16 protein-coding genes are annotated in these 18,733 nt (G+C 66.6%); 5 read left to right on the forward strand and 11 right to left on the reverse strand.

Annotated features, from left to right (window positions below; genetic code table 11):
• Window positions 1-179 precede the first annotated feature (179 nt).
• Window positions 180-1,484, forward strand: coding sequence for an MFS transporter (locus tag QX121_RS11955; protein ID WP_315778231.1), 1,305 nt, complete (start codon window positions 180-182; stop codon window positions 1,482-1,484).
• 430 nt (window positions 1,485-1,914) lie between these two features.
• On the opposite strand, the gene QX121_RS11960 is transcribed toward QX121_RS11955, so the two are convergent.
• The 8 genes from QX121_RS11960 to soxX form a co-directional block, all read right to left on the reverse strand.
• The gene (locus QX121_RS11960; protein WP_315778232.1) at window positions 1,915-3,633 is read right to left on the reverse strand and encodes an N-acyl-D-amino-acid deacylase family protein; all 1,719 of its coding nucleotides are present in this window, start codon (window positions 3,631-3,633) and stop codon (window positions 1,915-1,917) included.
• A 235-nt stretch (window positions 3,634-3,868) separates the two neighbouring features.
• Entirely contained in the window at window positions 3,869-5,092 is a 1,224-nt protein-coding gene (locus QX121_RS11965; protein WP_315778233.1) for an MFS transporter, read from the reverse strand.
• A 227-nt stretch (window positions 5,093-5,319) separates the two neighbouring features.
• Window positions 5,320-7,068, reverse strand: coding sequence for a thiosulfohydrolase SoxB (soxB, locus tag QX121_RS11970; RefSeq protein WP_315778234.1), 1,749 nt, complete (start codon window positions 7,066-7,068; stop codon window positions 5,320-5,322).
• A gap of 136 nt (window positions 7,069-7,204) precedes the next feature.
• Window positions 7,205-7,507 carry a hypothetical protein gene (locus QX121_RS11975; protein ID WP_409998145.1) on the reverse strand — a complete coding sequence of 101 codons (303 nt, stop codon included), beginning with the start codon at window positions 7,505-7,507 and terminating at the stop codon, window positions 7,205-7,207.
• 23 nt (window positions 7,508-7,530) lie between these two features.
• Entirely contained in the window at window positions 7,531-8,379 is an 849-nt protein-coding gene (gene soxA, locus QX121_RS11980) for a sulfur oxidation c-type cytochrome SoxA (RefSeq protein ID WP_315773738.1), read from the reverse strand.
• Complete coding sequence (gene soxZ, locus QX121_RS11985) at window positions 8,376-8,687, reverse strand: thiosulfate oxidation carrier complex protein SoxZ (RefSeq protein WP_315801650.1); 312 nt, start codon at window positions 8,685-8,687, stop codon at window positions 8,376-8,378. The genes soxA and soxZ overlap by 4 nt, the downstream gene beginning before the upstream one ends.
• A gap of 15 nt (window positions 8,688-8,702) precedes the next feature.
• On the reverse strand, window positions 8,703-9,197 hold the full coding sequence (gene soxY / locus QX121_RS11990; protein ID WP_315797821.1) for a thiosulfate oxidation carrier protein SoxY: 495 nt from the start codon (window positions 9,195-9,197) through the stop codon (window positions 8,703-8,705).
• A gap of 18 nt (window positions 9,198-9,215) precedes the next feature.
• The gene (gene soxX / locus QX121_RS11995) at window positions 9,216-9,509 is read right to left on the reverse strand and encodes a sulfur oxidation c-type cytochrome SoxX (protein ID WP_315773766.1); all 294 of its coding nucleotides are present in this window, start codon (window positions 9,507-9,509) and stop codon (window positions 9,216-9,218) included.
• A 188-nt stretch (window positions 9,510-9,697) separates the two neighbouring features.
• Between soxX and QX121_RS12000 the strand changes: the two genes are divergently transcribed.
• On the forward strand, window positions 9,698-10,375 hold the full coding sequence (locus tag QX121_RS12000; RefSeq protein WP_315740565.1) for a DUF938 domain-containing protein: 678 nt from the start codon (window positions 9,698-9,700) through the stop codon (window positions 10,373-10,375).
• 50 nt (window positions 10,376-10,425) lie between these two features.
• On the opposite strand, the gene QX121_RS12005 is transcribed toward QX121_RS12000, so the two are convergent.
• Entirely contained in the window at window positions 10,426-12,492 is a 2,067-nt protein-coding gene (locus QX121_RS12005) for a prolyl oligopeptidase family serine peptidase (RefSeq protein ID WP_315812016.1), read from the reverse strand.
• Between the two features lie 207 nt (window positions 12,493-12,699).
• Here QX121_RS12005 and QX121_RS12010 point away from each other — a divergent pair, with 207 nt between their 5' ends.
• Window positions 12,700-13,941, forward strand: coding sequence for an MFS transporter (locus QX121_RS12010; RefSeq protein ID WP_315812017.1), 1,242 nt, complete (start codon window positions 12,700-12,702; stop codon window positions 13,939-13,941).
• Between the two features lie 280 nt (window positions 13,942-14,221).
• On the opposite strand, the gene QX121_RS12015 is transcribed toward QX121_RS12010, so the two are convergent.
• Window positions 14,222-14,767, reverse strand: a complete 546-nt coding sequence (locus QX121_RS12015; protein WP_315797817.1) for a carboxymuconolactone decarboxylase family protein — start codon at window positions 14,765-14,767, stop codon at window positions 14,222-14,224.
• Window positions 14,768-14,928: 161 nt separating this feature from the next.
• On the opposite strand from QX121_RS12015, the gene QX121_RS12020 reads away from it, so the two are divergent.
• Complete coding sequence (locus QX121_RS12020) at window positions 14,929-16,113, forward strand: acyl-CoA dehydrogenase family protein (protein ID WP_315778241.1); 1,185 nt, start codon at window positions 14,929-14,931, stop codon at window positions 16,111-16,113.
• A 158-nt stretch (window positions 16,114-16,271) separates the two neighbouring features.
• Window positions 16,272-17,411 (forward strand): acyl-CoA dehydrogenase family protein, encoded by a 1,140-nt coding sequence (locus QX121_RS12025; protein ID WP_315812018.1) that lies wholly within the window; start codon window positions 16,272-16,274, stop codon window positions 17,409-17,411.
• 216 nt (window positions 17,412-17,627) lie between these two features.
• On the opposite strand, the gene QX121_RS12030 is transcribed toward QX121_RS12025, so the two are convergent.
• Window positions 17,628-18,083 (reverse strand): fasciclin domain-containing protein, encoded by a 456-nt coding sequence (locus QX121_RS12030; RefSeq protein WP_315812027.1) that lies wholly within the window; start codon window positions 18,081-18,083, stop codon window positions 17,628-17,630.
• Window positions 18,084-18,733 lie beyond the last annotated feature (650 nt).

Below are 18,733 nucleotides of genomic sequence, written 5' to 3' on the forward strand. Positions count from 1 at the left end.
GATGCCGGCCGCGTGCATCAGATTGCGAGGGTATCGCGATGCAGCCCAAGGGGGGGCGGATTCCCGCGTTGCAGCAATAAGTTAGCTCGCCAGCCGGTTGCCTGCAAAGCCGCTTCGTGGGTAGCATCGTCAAAACGCCCGGACGACAGGGGCGGATCATGACAGAATGGGGAAGGACCATGGCCGCGCCAACGACGCTGAAGGGCACATCCCGCGCAAGCGCGACGCCGAAAGGCGCCTGGAAGATCACCTTCCTGCTGTTCCTGTTCATGCTGGTGAACTTCGCCGACAAGATCGTGGTCGGGCTCGCCGGCGTGCCGATCATGACCGAGCTCAATCTGAACGCCGAGGAGTTCGGCCTGCTGGGCTCGTCCTTCTTCTTCCTGTTCTCGATCGCGGCCATCGTCGTCGGCTTCGTCGTCAACCGGGTTCCGACGCGCTGGGTGCTGCTGGTGCTGGCGCTGATCTGGGCGCTGGCGCAATTCCCGATGGTCGGCACCGTCGGCTTCACCACGCTGCTGATCTGCCGCATCATTCTCGGCGCCGGCGAAGGTCCCGCGGCGTCGGTCGCCGTGCACGCCGTCTACAAATGGTTCCCCGACGAGAAACGTGCGATGCCCACGGCGATCCTGTCGCAAGGCTCGGCCTTCGGCGTCATTCTCGCGGTGCCGGCGCTGAACTGGATCATCGTGAATCACGGCTGGCACTATGCCTTCGGCGCACTCGGCGTGGTCGGGCTGATGTGGAGCGTGGCGTGGCTGTGGCTGGGCAAGGAAGGGCCGCTGGCGGAGGTCGAGCTCGCCGGATTGCGCGAGCGGCGCGTTCCCTATCTGCAACTGCTGACGTCGCGGACCTTCGTCGGCTGCGTCGCCGCGACCTTCGGCGCCTATTGGGCGCTGTCGCTGGGGCTGACCTGGTTCACGCCGTTCCTGGTGAAAGGCCTCGGCTTCTCGCAGCAGCAGGCCGGCTTCATCTCGATCCTGCCTTGGATCTTCGGCGCGTGCGTGGTGCTGACCACGGGCTTTGTGTCGCAGACGCTGATGGCGCGTGGCGTCTCCACGCGCATGGCCCGCGGCGTGCTCGGCGCGACGCCGCTCGTGATCGGCGGCGGGCTGATGGCGATGATGCCGCATGTCGACGCCGCTTCGGCAAAGATCGCACTGCTCGTGGTCGGATCGGGATTGTGCGGCTCGATCTACGTCGTCTGCCCGCCGATGATCGGCGAGTTCACCCCGGTCACGCAGCGCGGCGCCGCCATGGCGATCTACGGCGCGCTCTATACGCTCGCCGGCATCGTTGCGCCCCTCGTGATGGGCAAGATGATCCAGGCCTCCGGCAGCCTGCTCGAAGGCTACATGTCCGGCTTCACCATCAACGCGGTGATCATGGTGATCTCCGGCCTCCTCGGCCTGGCCCTGCTCTGGCCGAACAGCGAACGCGCCCGCCTGCAGGCGCATCAGGCTGTCGCGCCGGAATTTGCGTGAGCGCTGGTTTAGAACTCGGCCTTAACGCGGCCTTGCGCAACACAGGTTGCTATGATCTCGACTGTCGTCCCCCGGCCTGACCGGGGGACTCAGTATACAGAGGCGGTTGTGCATAGGCCGATAAGCCGCCGGATGCTGGATGCCCGCGCCTGCGCGGGGCATGACGACGACGAGCGTAGCGCCGCCATGCCACAATGTGGACCTCACACTCGGTGTCGTCCCGGGCAAGTCCGGCAACGCGCAGCGTTGGCGGACGCCGACCCGGGATCCATACGCCGCGGCGGATGTGGCTGGGCGAGATGGGGCGGCAGTCGTGCCCCGAACTTTTCCCTGGGGTTATGGGTCCCGGATCGGCGCGCGCGTACCGCGCGCTTGTCCGGGATGACACTGAGGATTTCGCGGGCGGCCAGGAGCGTGGCAGCCGAGAGCCTTATTGCACCCCGCTTCGCGCACCCCTGACCAGTCGACCCGGCCGCGCGCCCGTCGCCTCGCCGTGGCGGCGCGTCACCACGCCCGACACGATCGTCGCCTCATAGCCGTCGACATCCTGCATCAGGCGGCGACCGCCGACCGGCAGGTCGTAATGCACCTTGGGCGGATGCAGGTGCAGCCGGTCGTAGTCGATGACGTTGATATCCGCCTTGTAGCCTGGCGCGAGCAGGCCGCGATCGTCGAGGCCGACCGAGAGCGCGGTCTTGCGCGACTGCGCGGCGACGACGAAGGGAATCGACAGTCTGTCGCCACGCTTGCGGTCGCGGGTCCAGTGCGTCAGCAGATAGGTCGGGAAGCTGGCATCGCAGATGATGCCGCAATGCGCGCCGCCGTCGCTGAGGCCGGGCACGCTGCGCGGGTCGCGCAGCATCTCATAGGTGGCATCGAGATTGCCGTCGGAATAGTTGAGGAACGGCACGTAGAGCATGCCGCGCCCGCCATCTGTGAGCATCGCGTCATAGGCCAGCTCCTCGGGACGACAGCCGCGCGTGCGGGCCTGGGCGCCAAGCGACCGTTCCGGCGGCTGCTCATAGTCCGGCGGATCGCCGAGCAGGTACATCTTGTCGTAGTTCGGCTTGAAGAACAGCGGGTCGTCGGTCGCGCTGGCCTGCTCGCCCAGGATGGCCGCGCGCAGCGCCGGATCGCGCATCCGCGCGACGCGCTCCGCCAGCGGCAGATGCGCGATCGCCTGGTAGCTCGGATGCGTCTGCAGCGGGTTGCGCGACAGCTCCAGCCCGAGCAGCAGCCCGACCGGGCGCGCCGCGATCTGCGCCGTCACCGACAGGCCGCGCGCGGCGGCGGCGTTGATCTCGGCCAGCGTCTGCCGCCAGCGCTGTGGCGCGCGGTCGTTCTGGGTGACCGAGAACGAGATCGGACATTTCGTCGCGTCGGCGATGCGCAGCATCATCGGCAGGTCTTCGTGGATCGTGGAGATGTCGAGCACGAATTGCAGCACGCTGCGGCCGGCGCTGTGCATGGCCTGCGCGATCGTCGTCAGCTCGTCCTCGCCGGCCTTCAGGGTCGGCGTGTAGTCGCCGGTCGAGGTCCGATGATTGAGCGTGCGCGAGGTCGAGAAGCCGAGCGCGCCGGCCTTGACCGCATCGCGCGCCAGCGCCGCCATGGCGCGATTGTCGTCGGCGGTGGCAGGATCACGGCGCGCGCCGCGCTCGCCCATCACATAGACACGCAGCGCCGCATGCGGCAGCTGCGCGCCGATGTCGAGATCGAAGGCGCGCTTGCCGAGCCACTCCATGTAGTCCGGAAAGCTCTCCCATTCCCAGGGAATGCCGGCTTCGAGCACCGGCTCGGGAATGTCCTCGACGCCCTCCATCAGCTGGATCAGCCGCTGATGATCGGCTGGCCGGCACGGCGCGAAGCCGACACCGCAATTGCCCATGATCGCGGTGGTGACGCCGTTCTGCGACGACGGCGAGATATCGTGGCTCCAGGTCACCTGGCCGTCATAGTGGGTGTGAACGTCGACGAAGCCTGGCGTCACGAGTTTGCCGCGTGCGTCGATCTCCTCGCGGCCGGATGCATTGAACTTGCCGACCTCGACGATGCGGCCGTCCGCAATCGCCACATCAGCCTCATAGAGCTCGCCGCCGGAGCCATCGGCAATGGTTCCGCTGCGGATCACGAGATCAGGCTGGGCCATGGCGTGTCTTCCCCGGTCGTTGTTGTTATGGGCACATCATCGGCGGGAAGGCGATGATGTCAACATACGGGGAAGAGGCAGCAGCCTTGCGTCAGCGACCTGATTGTAGGGTGGGCAAAGCGACGCCATAGGCGGCGCGTGCCCACCACCGCGAGCGGGATGGTGGGCACGGCGCGCGATGCTGTCGTCAATCACGACGAGCGTGCCAGGCGCCTTTGCCCACCCTACAAGAAACCTACGCCTTCGCCTTCCTCGGCTCGGTGAAGAACGCGAGCACGATGGTCAGCAGCATGAACACGACGGAGGCGCCGAAAACCCAGCGCGGCGCGTTCATGTCCATGATCCAGCCGAACAGCAGCGGACTGACCACGCCGGCGAAGTTGAAGCCGGTGGAGACGATGCCGAAGGCGCGGCCGGCGGCACCCGGAGGGGCGGCGTTGCGCACCAGCATGTCGCGCGACGGCGCGATCACGCCGCTCATGAAGCCCGCGACCAGCATGATCGTCGTGAGCAGCACGGTCGGCAGGTTGATGAAAGTGATCATCAGCACCAGCACGGCGTTGATCGCATAGGCGACGGCCGCGACCAGGTTGTGATGGCGGATGCGGTCGGCGAGCTGGCCGCCGGCGAGCACGCCGACGGCGCTGGCGCCGAGGAACGCGGTCAGTGCGATGTTGGCGGTCGAGAACGAGATGCCGTAGCCGTTCATGAGCGCGACAACGCCGAAGCTGGCGATGCCGGCGTTGGATAGGCTGAGCAGCATGAAGAACACGGTCAGCAGCATCAGCATTGGAGTCAGCAGGCTGGGCTGTTTCGCCTTGCTGCCGTCGGCGCTGGTGTGATGCGGATGCGGCGGCACCTCGGGCACGTTGCCGACGAGCAGAAGCAGCGCGGCGAGCGGACCGACCAGGCCGGCCGCGATCAGCGCGCCGGAGCCACCGACGGTGGTGACCAGCGCCGCCATCACGGCGGGCGCGACGGCGCCGCCGAGATAGCCGGCGAAAGTATGCACACCGAACGCGCGGCCCATGCGCTTCTCTTCCATGTGCGCGGCCAGCAGCGCGTAGTCGGCAGGATGGTAGACCGCGTTGGCGAGGCCGAGCAGCATCGCCGAGACGACAAGACTGGCATAGCTCAGGTAAACGCCGAGCATCGCCAGCGACAGGCCACCGAGCGTCAGGCCGATCAGCAGGATGCGGCGGGCACCGGCGCGGTCGACCAGATAGCCGACGGGCGCCTGGGTCAGGGCCGAGACGACCGCGAACACGGTGAGCGGAAAGCCGAGCTCGATGTAGCCGACGCCGAGCTTCTCCTTCAGGTAGGGAAACAGCATCGGCAGCACCAGCATGTGCAGATGGCTGACCCAGTGCGCCAGCGAGATCAGCGCCAATGTGCGCAGCGAGGAGGCGGTTTGGACCGGAACACCGGCATGTTGCGATGCGGCAAAAACGTCAGCCATGGTCGATCCGTTTGGCTCCCGGCGTCAGTGATGGTCCTGAAGGGCGCGTTGCCGGCAAATCACCAAGGGCTGCCGAATAATGGGCGCGCGACACAACGCCACACTATCGGATTACGGTTCATTGTCCACGAACGCGCGCGCATGGCACCTGCGCGCGCCGGCCGGCGTTTTCGGTGCACGGCGACGATTCTGCCAGCCATTCTGGCGCAACGCATGCGCCACGCCGCTCAGGACAGCGATGCAAAGCCCGGATTGCCGTCGACGCCCGAGAGCGTGACCTTGTTAGTTCCGACCAGCACCAGCTGACCGTTGCGCAGGTGGCTCGCGACCACATCCCAAACCGGCTTGCCGTCCTGCGCGTTCATCGAGGCCCAGCCGGCGACCTTGTAGCTCTTGCGGGCCTCCAGCGGACGGCCATCGTCGAGCGTGAGATCGGAGATGCGGCGGCCGATCGGCTCGGCGGGCGCGCAACGGTAGGACAGCCCGCCCGTGCGCACCATGTCGCCGCCCTGCTGCAGATAGGGATCGGCGTTGAACAGGTTGTCGCAGACGTCCTCGAGCACGTCCTTGATCTCTGCGCCGGTCATTCGCTGCACATAAGTCTCGGGATAGGTGATCGCGGTCTGCGCCAGCACGTCCTCCAGCAGGATGGATTGGTTCGCGAGCAGCGTCGGACCCCAGCGGAATCCGGGCGACAGCGCGATCTCGGCATCGAGCTCGCGGCGCAGCGCCGCGCAGATCAGGTCGTCGGTCGCGCCTTCGAAATTGCCGCGCCGGTACAGCAGCCGGTCCGACGTCGCGAGCTTCTCGCTCCAGGCCGCGACCTGCGGCTGCTGGGTCTGGTCGATCAGCGCCTGCATCGCAGGATCGGGCTTCAATAGCTCCGAGTAGATGGGCAGCAGCCGGTAGCGCGCGTCGGCGACGCGCCCCTTGCCGACGTCGAGATCGAGCACGGCGAGGAATTTGCCGTTGGAGCCGGCACTGGTGACGAGCGTCGCGCCCTTGGCATTGCTGACCGCGACCGGTTGCGGAACCGCGTCATGGGTATGGCCGCCGAGGATGACGTCGATGCCGGTGACGCGGCTCGCGAGCTTGAGGTCGACATCCATGCCGTTATGCGACAGCAGGATCACGGCATCGACCTTGTCGGCGCCGCGCAGGCCATCGACCAGCTTCTGCAGCTCCTCCTCGCGGATGCCGAACGTCCAGTCCGGCGTGAAGCGGCGCGGATGCGCGATCGGCACGTAGGGGAAGGCCTGGCCGATCACCGCAATGCGCGCGCCGCCGATCTCCTTGATGGTGGCCGGCTTGAACACGCGGCCGGAGCCGTGATCGAACGCCTTGGCGTCGTTGAACGCGGCCTCCTCGGTCAGGAACACGTTCTGCGCCAGGAACTCGCCCTTGAAGCGGGCGAGGTTGGCGCGCAGCGCCTCCTCGCCATAGGTGAACTCCCAGTGCCCGGTCATGGCGTCGATGCCGAGCAGGTTGGCGGCGCTCACCATGTCGGCGCCGCGCATCGCATTGGCAAGTCCGGTGCCCTGCCAGAGATCGCCGCCATCGAGCAGCACCGAGCGATGGTCGCCGGCATCGGCGCGCAGCTTGTCGACCAGGGTTTTCAGATGCGCGAAGCCGCCCATCCGGCCGAAGCGCCCGGCGTACTTCTCGAACTCGAACGAGGTGAACGCGTAAGCCTCGGCGCTGTCGGGCCGGATGCCGTAGCGGTCGAGGAAGGCGCGCTCGACCAGATGCGGCGGCCGTCCCCACATCTCGCCAATGCCGAGATTGACGCTGGGCTCGCGGAACAACAGCGGTCGAAGCTGCGCATGCGTGTCCGTGATGTGCAGGATGCGGGCGTTGCCGAACTTCTCGATGTCGTAGAGGCTGACGGTGTCGGCGGCGCGGGCGTTGCGCAGCAGCGCCGGCGCGGCGAGCGCGGCGGCAACTGATGCTTGCAGAAAGTCCCGGCGCCGAATCATGGCTCGCGTCCTAGCTTATGATTCGATTCCATGGAATCGCATCGTGAGCTATCCCTTTGCTTGAGCATGATCTCCGCACAAACGCCTTCGGCGTTTGTGCGAGGGAAAGCCGGTTTCCACTTTTCCGGATCATGCTCTACCTGATCTCCATGTCCTTCCAGCGCTGCTTCTCGCTGGCGGCCTGGAGGATCGATGCCTTGGCGAGCGCCTCGGCCTCCTGCGCCGATTTCAGCGCAGAATCGAAATTGCCGGAATCGGCTGCCTTCTTCGCGGCATTGAGTGCGGCCTGGGTCACGGTCCATTGGTTGCGCAGACGTCCGGCTTCCTTGTTGGCGCTCTCGGCCGCCGCGACAGCCGCGCGATAGTCGGCCTCCGACGCGGCCCGCGCGGAGCCGGCGCCGACCGCTGATACCATCATGGCGAACACGATCTTTTTCATGACGCTTGCTGTCTTGACATTTGTCATGGCCGCGCTCCCGGTCCTGAAACTGGCAGGCCGTTCGACACGTAGGACAGATAGTATTCGAGGTTGCGGTATTCGTCCGATTGCGGCTCCAGCGGCACGGCGCGCGTCTGGCTGTTGCAGGTGACGAAGCGCCGGCTGATCGTGCCCATGCCGCTCCATTCCGAGCGGTAGATCGGCATCGCGTTGAGGATGCCGAGCGCCGGCGCCAGGATCTCTGCGCGGATCCGCTCGCCCGGGCTCTGCACATGGCAGCTCGCGCAGGAGAAGTTCAACTGGCCGCGGCGGGTATAGAAATATTCCTTGCCCTTCTCGAACGCCTCGAGCGCACGCGGATCGTCGGGGATCTTGATGTCGAAACGCTTGCCGCGCGACGTGTACGCCATGTAGGCGGTCAGCGATGCCATCTCGTCCTTGACGTAGGAGTAGGGCTGCTCGCCATTGGCCTCGCGGCAGCGGTTCAGCGCCAGCTCGAGGGTGATGACCTTGCCTTCCTTGTCGTCGAAATAGGGATAATTCTGGCGGATGCCGATGCCGCCGTTCGGGAAGCAGTCGGCATAGGTCTTGCCGTTCTTGAACGGCTTGGCGAACATCTCCTTGCCGGCATCGAGCGCGAACTCGTAAGGCGGAAACTGCTCCTTCTCCTCCCACTGCTTGCGCATGTCGGCGTTCATTGAATACGGCCCGTTGACGAAATCGTCGAACGCTACCTTCGGAAACTTCTTGATGAAGTAATCCTGGAACGCCTTGGCGTCGGCAGCCGGGTTCGGCTTGTCCGCGGCCGCAGCGCCGGAGGCGCCGAGAGCGAGCGCGGCCGCGACAGTCAGCGCGAGGCGCAGCGCCCTCATTGGATCGTCGCCGTCAGGCTGTCGGTCGCGCCCTTGCTGTCGACCCAGCTCACCTTGAGCTCGTCGCCCTTGGCCGCGCCCTTGAAAGCGAACTTGACATAGGGGTCCTTCGACACCGCGGTGCCCCAATCGGCCAGGAACACCGTCTTGTCCTTGTGCACGAAGGTGACCTGCTGGATGTAGTGCGCCGGGATCAGTTCGCCCTTGGCGTCCTTGACCAGGCCCGTATCCATCGGGTGCTGGATCAGGGTCTGGACCTCGGCGATGTCGCCGTTCAGGACGGCGCGGACGCGGATGCTCGATGCCATGATGATCTCCTGACCTTAGCCGCCGCAGCCGCCGACGGTGACCTTGACCTCCTTGGTCGCGCTGTAGAGCTTGCCGCCGGATTCGACGAGCGCGATCACGTTGGAGGTCTTGGCCATCTTGAGCCGGTTCGCCACCGCGGGCACGGTGCCCTCGGGGATGTGGTACGACGCCGCCAGCGCGAATGGATTTTCGCTGACGATGAAGGCGATCGAGGTCACGTTCGGCAGCGACGTCGTCACCGCGATCGGGACCACACCGCCGTTCTCGGCGATCTCCGGCGCGTCGAGCTTGATCTTGTCGGAGGCCTCATGGTCGCGGCCGTACAGCGCCTTGACCGCGTCAGGCGCATTCTTCTGCTTGAAGGCGTCTTCCGGATATTTGTTGTCGTTGGTCGCGGCGAAGGCGGGCGCGGCGTGCAGCACGGCGTTGCCGAGGCCGATCAGCGCGACGAGGCCGGCGCCCTTCAGGAACAGGCGGCGGTGGGCCAACGGGCCGAACGAGGCAGTCATGGCGGTCTCCAAACGGAATCAGAGGGTCTGCAGGAAGTCGACGATGGCGCTGATTTCCTGCTCGGTCAGGATGCGGTTGCGGCCGAACGGCGGCATCACCGTCAGCGGATTGCGCCTGGTCTCGTCGTTGAGAATCGCGATCAGCTCGGCGCGGTCGTATCTTGCCTTGAAGTTCTCCAGCTTCGGGCCGATCGAGCCCGGCAGGTCGCCGCCCTTGATCTCGTGGCAGGTCAGGCAGTTGCCCTTGCCGCGGTCGAAGGCGAGCTTCTGGCCGTCGAGGGCACCGGACTGGGCGTGAGCGGCCATGGACATGGCGAGCGAGAGCCCCATCGCCAGGGCGGTACGCAGGACAGGTGTGATCAAGGTGGAGTTCCGACGTCTCGGTGATCTCGGCAATATAGGCGCTGCAAAGCATAAAGACCATCGGCTGACAATGCAGCTATGGTGGCCGCGGCAACGCGGTTAACGAGGCCGTTCATGGGGCGGCCGGGAGAATGGGCATGGCGGAATATGTCGTGGAGTTCGGCCGGGACGGCCGGCCGGTGGAACCGGACGGACGACTGGACGCGGCTGCCTTCCACCGCAATCACCAGCCGATCTGGGCGGTGCTGGGAAGGCTGCTTGCGGGCAAGACCGGCGACGTGCTGGAGGCCGGCAGCGGCACCGGCCAGCATGTCGTGCATTTCGCCTCCCAGCGGCCAGATCTGACGTGGTGGCCGAGCGATCTCAACGCCAACCACCTCGCCAGCATCGCGGCGTGGCGCAGGCATGCCGGGCTGTCGAACATCCGTGATGCCCAGCGCATCGACTTGTCAGATCCCGGCTGGCCTGCGGCGTTCCGCGCCGCGGGCGGGCCTTCGCAGCTCACCGCGATCTTTTGTGCCAATGTGATTCACATCGCGCCGTGGTCGGTGGCGGAGGGATTGTTCGCCGGCGCCGGGCAGGCGCTGTCAGCGGACGGCGTGCTCGTGCTCTACGGCCCGTTCAAGCGCGCCGGCAAGCACACTGCGGTCAGCAATGCCGTGTTCGATACCTCCCTGCGCGAGCACAATCCGGACTGGGGGGTGCGCGACATCACCGACCTCGAAGCGCTTGCCGCGCGCCACGGGCTCGCCTTGCGCGAGACGATAGAGATGCCGGCCAACAACATGATCCTGGTGTTCGCGCGGGCTGCTTGAAGGCTGCGTCGTCGCCCTCGGCGCCGCGCGATGACCGTGAAGAGAGCCGTTTACGCCATCTCCAGCCCGACATGTCGCGCCAGAAACCGCGTGCCCAACGTGATGAAGCCGGCGCGCTCGCGGTTGTCGGTGCCGTAGCCATGGCCGCCGGCGGCGGGTTCGTAGAACCAGGCATCGTAGCCCATGGCCTGCAGCTTGGCGGTCATCTTGCGCGCGTGGCCCGGATGGACGCGGTCGTCGCGCCGCGTGGTCGCGATCAGGATCGGCGGATAGGGCTGGCCGGGCATTGCGGTGTGATAGGCCGAGTAGGTCGACAACCAGCTCCAATCCTCGTCGCTGTCGGGATCGCCATATTCGGCGATCCAGCTCGCGCCGGCGAGCAGCTTGCTGTAGCGGCGCATGTCGATCAGCGGGATGGTGCAGAACAATGCGCCGAAGCGCTCGGGGTAGCGCACCAGCATGTTGGTGATCAGGATGCCGCCATTGGAGCCGCCTTGCGCCGCGATGCGCTTCGGCACCGTGACGCCGCGGCGGACGAGGTCGGCGGCGACCGCTGCGAAATCATCATGCGCGAGCCGCTTGCCGGCATAGCGGCCGGCGTCGTGCCAGGCGGTGCCGAACTCGCCGCCGCCGCGGATGTTGGCCTCGACCAGGGTGCCGCCACGCTCCAGCCATAGCTTGCCCAGCGCCGCATTGTAGGCCGGACGGAGCGTGTGACCGAAGCCGCCATAGGCGCTCATGTGCACCGGCGCGTCGCCTGTGAGCTCGGCCGGCCCGGTCTGGGTGTAGGGAATACGCTCGCCATCCACCGAGATCGCCTCGTGTCGCGTGACGACGTGCCCCTCGGCGCTGAAGGTGCGAGGCGCCTGCTTCAGCACGATCGGCGCGGCCAAGCCCTCGATCAGTAGCAGCGACGGCGGCGTCAGCGGATCCTGGATGTTGGCGAGCAGGTCGCCGTTGCTTTCGGCCTCGTCGGTGTCGAGACGCCAGACGTCCACCGTCGCGATCTCCGGCAGGCCGGGGAGCCGCTCGCAGCTCCACTCCCCCGGTGACGGCGTCCACACCTCGAACCTTGCCCTGAGCTCGTCGAGGATCGACAGCACCAGCCGGTCGCCGGCCCAGGACAGGCCCTGCAGCGCGCGTCGCTGCGCCGGCTCGAACACCCGGGTGAAATCGCGGCGTCCGGCAAGGAATGCTGACAGCCGGAGGCCGAGCACCACATCTGCAGGATGGGTGACCTCGCCGACGGTCCAGGGCTGGCGCAGCTTGACCGCCATCCAGTCGCCATGCGCTGACATCCAGCAGTCGGTCGGCAGGTCGAGCTTGGTCCGCGCGCCGCTGCCGTCGCCGAGCCATAGATGCTGGTTGAAGAAGTCGATGCCCTCGGCGAACCACACCCGCGCCGGCGCGACGCTGCGATCGACACCGACATGCACCCATGTCGACTGGCTGCCTTCGGCGGCGAAGATCACCTCCGCCTGCTCGACCGGCTGGCCGCGCCGCCAGCGCCGCACCGTCCGCGCGTAGCCCGACGGCGTCGCCATGCCCGCGCCGAACGCGCTCGCCAGCAGCAGGGTGTCGGCATCGAGCCAGGCGGCGCCGCCCTTGGCCTCCGAGAGCGTGAAGCCGCCCGTGACGAAGTGCTTCGTCGCGAGGTCGAACTCGCGCAGCACCACGGCGTCGCTGCCGCCGCGCGACAGGCTCAGCATGGCGCGCTCATGCGCCGGCGGCAAGCTCGAGACCCCGTTCAGCGCCCAGTCCTCGCCTTCGTCGGCAGCGAGTCGGTCGATGTCGAGCAGGTCATCCCATTGCGGTTGCGCCTCGCGGAACTCCGCCATCGTCGTGCGCCGCCACAAGCCGCGCGGATGCGCCGCGTCCTTCCATTGATTGTACAGCAGCCCGCCGCGGCGGCTCACGAACGGGATGTTGTCCGGCCGATCCAGGATGGCGGCGAGTGCGTCGCGGTCGCGTTCGAAGGCCGCATCGCCGAACGCGGCGAGCGTGCGCTGGTTCTGCGCCGCGACGAACGCGAGCGCGCGCTCGCCGTCGATCTCCTCGAGCCACAGATACGGATCGTCATCGGGCGCCGCGATGGTCGGACGATAGTCGATTGACATGGCTCAAGCTCCGCGGGCGCCGTTGACGCGAGAATACCATTTGATTAGCCGGGCCGGCCGGGAGTGTCGAATCACGCTCCGTGGCGCGTTCGCAGCCCGCATGGCTTGTCTCCGTTCGCGCCCATTGCCTCGGGCGCGCGCTTCCCGCAATAGTGCGGCCAAACCAGCAAAGCAGGAGCGTGCGCGCCACGCCTCCGGATACCTGAGATGATCGATCTGACCGTGAGCGAAGACACCTCCGATGATGCCCGCGCCCGCCGCAACGTGGCGCGGCTCGCCGCCGCGCAGGCGCTGACCGGCGCCAACTCGGCCGTGATCTTCGCCACCGGTGCGATCGTCGGCGTCACCATTGCCCCGAACATCGGGCTCGCGACCGTGCCGATCTCGATGTACGTCGTTGGCCTCGCCGCCGGCACCCTGCCGACCGGCGCGATCTCGCGCCGCTATGGCCGCCGGGCGGCCTTCCTCATCGGTACCGGCTGCGGCGCCGTCACCGGCGTGCTCGGCTGCCTCGCCATTCTCCGCGGCTCGTTCGCACTGTTCTGCCTGGCGACGTTCCTCGGCGGCCTCTATGGCGCCGTCGCGCAATCCTATCGCTTCGCGGCGGCCGATGGCGCCAGCGCGACGTTCCGGCCCAAGGCGGTGTCGTGGGTGATGGCGGGCGGCATCTTCGCCGGTCTGCTCGGTCCGCAGCTCGTGCAATGGACCATGGACGTCTGGCAGCCCTATCTGTTCGCGTTCAGCTATCTGGTCCAGGCGGCGGTCGCGCTGGTCGCGATGGGGATCGTCGCCGGCGTCGATCTGCCGAAGCCTGAAGCTGCCGATCTCCATGGCGGCCGGCCGCTGTCCGAGATCATGCGCCAGCCGCGCTTCATCGCAGCCGCCCTGTGCGGCACCATCGCCTATCCGGTGATGAACCTGGTGATGACCTCGGCACCTTTGGCGATGCAGATGTGCGGGCTGACGGTGTCGGATTCCAATTTCGGCCTGCAATGGCACATCGTCGCGATGTACGGCCCGAGCTTCTTCACGGGATCGCTGATCGCGCGCTTCGGCGCGCCCGTCATCGTCGCGGTCGGCCTCGCGCTGGAAGCGGTCGCAGCGGTGATCGGTCTGTCCGGCCTCACCGCGATGCATTTCTGGGCCACGCTGGTGGCGCTCGGGGTGGGGTGGAATTTCGGCTTCGTCGGCGCCTCCGCGCTGGTGCTGGAGACGCATACATCCGCCGAGCGCAACAAGGTGCAGGCGTTCAACGATTTCCTGATCTTCGGCCTGATGGCGCTGGGCTCGTTCTCGTCGGGCCAACTGCTCGCGAATTTCGGCTGGTCGGCGGTGAACCTCGTGGTCTTCCCGCCGGTGCTGCTCGGCCTCTGCGTGCTGGCGCTGGTGTGGTCGTCGAAGCGCCGAGATGCGCGGCTCGCGGCAGTGGATGTGGCGGAGCGATCATAGCGAGGCTCGCGCGGCATGCTCAGTCTGCTCCCCTCCCCCTTGCGGGGAGGGGTCGGGGGTGGGGGTCCACGAGCCGCGCTTTCTCCGTTGATAACGATCAGAGGCTATCGAGAGGACCAGCAGTGCATGCTCAGCCTCCCGAGCTAATAACCGCCTAGATCGATAAGGGCGCACCTCACTTAGCGCGGCGCCCGGGGACCCCCACCCCCAACCCCTCCCCGCAAGGGGGAGGGGAGCGCACCGGTTCTGCGGTGACGAACTCGATTCACATGGCGCGCCTCTACTTCAGCTCCGACACCTCGCCCTCAGGCAATTCGAACTCGAACGTGTTCAACGTCATCGACACCATGGTGTAGTAGCCGCACAGGCCGATGATCTCGACCAGGCCGCGCTCGCCGAGTTGCGCAATCGCGTCAGCATACAGCGCATCGGTCAGCCCATGCCCCTCGTGAAGCGACTTGGCGACGTCGTAGATCGCCTGCGCCTTGGGATCTGAAAACTCCGGCGTGCGGCGGTCGCGGATCGCCTCGATGATCTTGATGTCGAGGCCGCCGGCCAGCGCGAGGCGCTTGTGCGCGTACCATTCGTAATGCGCGGTCCAGTGCCGGGCGGTTACCAGGATCGCGATCTCCGACAGGTCAGCTGGAAACACCGTGTCGTAGCGCAGGAAGGCGCCGAGCCGTGTCGCATGCCGCGCCATCTCCGGACTATTGAGCCAGGCCATCATCGGCGGCGGCGGCGCGCCGCGCTTGCTGGCGATCGACTCGTCATAGGTCTGGCGCTGGTCGGCGCTCATTTCGCCGGGCGAAAGAAGTTTCAGGCGCATGTCGGTGTCCTCATATTTCGGGCGGCGGCATCATGACCATAGAACGCCATGCAAGGCGAGGGCGTACCGCCCTTGCGGCGACATCGATGTTGAATTCCAGGAAGCGCTGAGGTTAGGTCGTTGCCAACGACAGCAATCATGGAAACGCGCGAGGACCAGACATGGCCGATCTCGACACATTCCGCCGCGAAACGCGCTCCTGGCTGGAGGCCAATTGTCCGCCAGAGATGCGCCGCCCGATGACCTCCGAGGAGGACACGTTCTGGGGCGGCCGCAACGCAAAATTCTCCTCCGAGCCGCAGCGCGTCTGGTTCGAGCGCATGCGCGACAAGGGCTGGACGGTACCGCACTGGCCGAAGGAATATGGCGGCGGCGGTCTCGACGGCGAGGAGGCCAAGATCGTGCGCCAGGAGATGGCGGCGATCGGCGCTCGCGCCCCGATCACCTCGTTCGGCATCTCGATGCTCGGGCCGGCACTCCTGAAATACGGCACCGACGAACAGAAGCGCGAGCACCTGCCCAAGATCACCGCCGGTCTCATTCGCTGGTGCCAGGGCTATTCCGAGCCGAATGCCGGCTCTGATCTCGCCTCCTTGCAGACGCGCGCTGAAAGCGACGGCGACGACTACATCATCAACGGCCAGAAGATCTGGACGTCCTACGCCAACTACGCCGACTGGATCTTCTGCCTGGTGCGCACCGATCCCGCGGCGAAGAAGCATGACGGCATCAGCTTCATCCTGTTCGACATGACGTCGAAGGGCGTCTCGACCAAGCCGATCCTCCTGATCTCCGGTCGCTCGCCGTTCTGCGAGACCTTCTTCGACAATGTCCGGGTGCCCAAGGCCAATGTCGTCGGTCAGGTCAATCGCGGCTGGGACGTCGCCAAATATCTGCTGCAGCATGAGCGCGCGATGATCTCCGGCATGGGCGAGCGCGGCGGCAGCCGGCCGCTCGGCCAGGTCGCGGCGGACTCCGTCGGCAGCGACGGGCAGGGCCGGCTCGACGATGCGCTGCTGCGCGCCGAGATCGCGACCTTCGACGTCGACGAGGCTGCGCTCGCGGCCGCCGCCGAGCGCATGGTCGATCTCGCCAAGGCGGGGCAGGGCCATCCGGCGTTCTCGTCGGCGATGAAGTACTACGGCACCGAGCTCAACAAGCGCCGGCACGAGCTGCTGATGTCGGCTGGCGGCATCGACGCGCTGGAATGGGAAAGCGAGCGCTCCAGCGAGGGCGTCCGCCCGCGCGCCTGGTTGCGCACCAAGGCCAACTCGATCGAAGGCGGCACGTCCGAAGTCATGCTCGGCATCGTCGCCAAGCGTATCCTCGATCTGCCGGGGGCGTGAACTATTTCCCCTCATCCTGAGGAGCGCGCCTCTCGGCGCGCGTCTCGAAGGATGAGGCCCCGACGTTGGCCTCATGGTTCGAGTCGGCGCTTGCGCGCCTCCTCACCATGAGGGTTGAGAGCGAACCGGTCAGACGCAGTTTTCAAGGGATTCGTGCCATGCCTCTCCTCCTCACCGAAGAACAATCCATGCTGCGCGACAGCGCGCGCGGCCTGATCTCAGATCACGCGCCGGTGTCTCACCTGCGCAAACTGCGCGACACGCGCGACGAGACTGGCTTCTCGCGCGAGCTGTGGGCCACCTTCGCCGAGATGGGCTTCGCCGGCCTGCTGGTGCCGGAGGAGCATGGCGGCTCCGCCCTCGGTGCGGTCGAGGCCGGTGTCGTGATGGAGGAGATCGGCCGCACCTTGATGCCGTCGCCGTTCCTGGCGACCGCGGTGCTGTCAGCCTCGGCGCTCACGCGCGCCGGCTCGGCGGCGCAGAAGTCGGAGTATCTGCCGAAGATCGCCAGCGGTGCGCTGCTGGCTGCGCTCGCGCTCGACGAAGGCGCCAAGCATCGTCCTCTGCACACCGCCCTGCAGGCCGTGCGCTCAGGCAATGGCTTCAAACTGACCGGAGCCAAGGCGATGGTGGTCGACGGCCACGTCGCTGATCTCTTGCTTGTCGTCGCCCGCAGCGCGGGCGCGCCGGGCGAGCGCGAGGGCCTGACCTTGTTCCTGGTCGATCCCAAGGCCAAGGGCGTTGCCATCGAGCGCACCATCATGGTCGACGCGCACAACGCGGCGCGCATCGGCTTCGATGATGTCGAGGTCACCGCGGATCATGTGCTCGGCGAGGTCGATGGTGGCGCGGCCGTGCTGAGCGGCGTGCTCGATCTCGGCCGCGGCGCGGTCGCGTCCGAGATGGTGGGTCTCAGCGAGGAGGTGTTCGGACGCACCGTCGCGTATCTCAAGGAGCGCAAGCAGTTCGGCAAGGCGATCGGCGAATTCCAGGCGCTGCAGCACCGTGCCGCGCAGCTCTACATCGAGATCGAGATCACCCGCGCCGCGGTGCTCAAAGCGCTGCAGGCGCTTGATGCCGATCCGGCTGGCGCAACAGCCGCAGTTGCGGTCGCCAAGGCCCGCGCCGGCGCCACCGCGACGCGCGCGGTGCAGGAAGGCGTGCAGATGCATGGCGGCATGGGCATGACCGACCAGTTCGACATCGGCTTCTTCATGAAGCGCGCCCGGGTCTGCGAGGAGATGCTGGGCGATGCGAACTATCACGCAGCGCAGCTGGCTCAGCTCAGGGGGTACTAAGCAAGGCCGCTTGTCGGCACCCCGCCGACTCCACACGCTCAGCTGTCATCGTCCGCGAACGTGGACGATCCAGTATGCCGAGAGAGGTGTGATTGACCGACAAGCCGCAGCGTACTGGGTACCCCGCCTTCGCGGGGTACGACAGTGACTATCGACGACAACAGCAGAGTTCGCAAAAAAAGAGCGCGCCATCACCGATGGCGCGCTCTCATTCGATCAATGATGCATCGCGGTCTTGGCCGGTGGCAGCAGCACCTTGTCGATGATGTGGATGACGCCGTTCGAGGCCATGACGTCGGCCTGCACCACATGCGCGTCGTTGACCTGCACGCCGAAGAAGGTGCCGTCGACGGCCACCGGCTGGCCTTGCGCCGTCTTCACGCTCAGCTTCTTGCCGGCGACGTCGCCGGCCTTCACCGCGCCGGGGATCACGTGATACTTCAGGATCGCGGCGAGCTTGCCCTTGTTCTTCGGCTTGAGCAGATCCTCGACGGTGCCCGGCGGCAGCGCGGCGAACGCCGCGTCGGTCGGTGCGAATACGGTGAAGGGACCCTTGCTCTTCAGCACCGGCACGACACCTGCGGCCTTGGCGGCGGCGACGAGCGTCTTGAACTGGCCGGCGCCGACGGCGGTGTCGACGATATCGGCGGCACGTGCCGCGGCTGCTGACATGGAGAGCGCGCCCAGCATCAACGCGCCGGCCACGAACGAACGGAATCCCAGCGTCATTCGAGTTTTTCCCTGTGAACTGAACTGATGAGTTGGCTGATGCGCAAAAGGATTTCGGTCCCCCTTGTTCTCCCTGTTGTGCAGGGGCGCATCACCCGACCGGATTGGTCAGGCTCGTTACGATCGCTGCGGTTGGTTGGATTTGAGAATGAGTTCACGAACTCGTGAGCGGCTCCCCGAGCCTCCCGGGCAGATCGCGCGAGAGCCATGAACCCGCGGGACTAATTGCTTTGCGGGAGCATCCGCATTGCACGTCGGGCCATTTTGTCGCAACCCGACGGGCGTTGTCTCGTCGGGCAAATCAGCCGCACATTCCCCGCCGTCACGGCCCGCAAGAGGGACGCTTCGCGATCGTTACGAAACGTGGGCCGGTGACGCGATGGACGCATCGGATCGCAGCGTGAGTGATCGCGCCGACGAACGATGGCGATGCGGACGTGAAAGCGCGTGGTCCTGGCGCCCCGATGCTGGCGTCAAGTCGACGGGTGATGATCCCGGGCGGCGACGGTGGCTAACTGTGGAGCCTCAGGAGGTTGTCCTCGGTTAAACCGAGTCTGCTGATAGGCGGCTGGGAGTTTATGCCGCCGTGAGGC

Source organism: Bradyrhizobium sp. SZCCHNR2028 (assembly GCF_032380995.1).
Classification (GTDB): domain Bacteria; phylum Pseudomonadota; class Alphaproteobacteria; order Rhizobiales; family Xanthobacteraceae; genus Bradyrhizobium.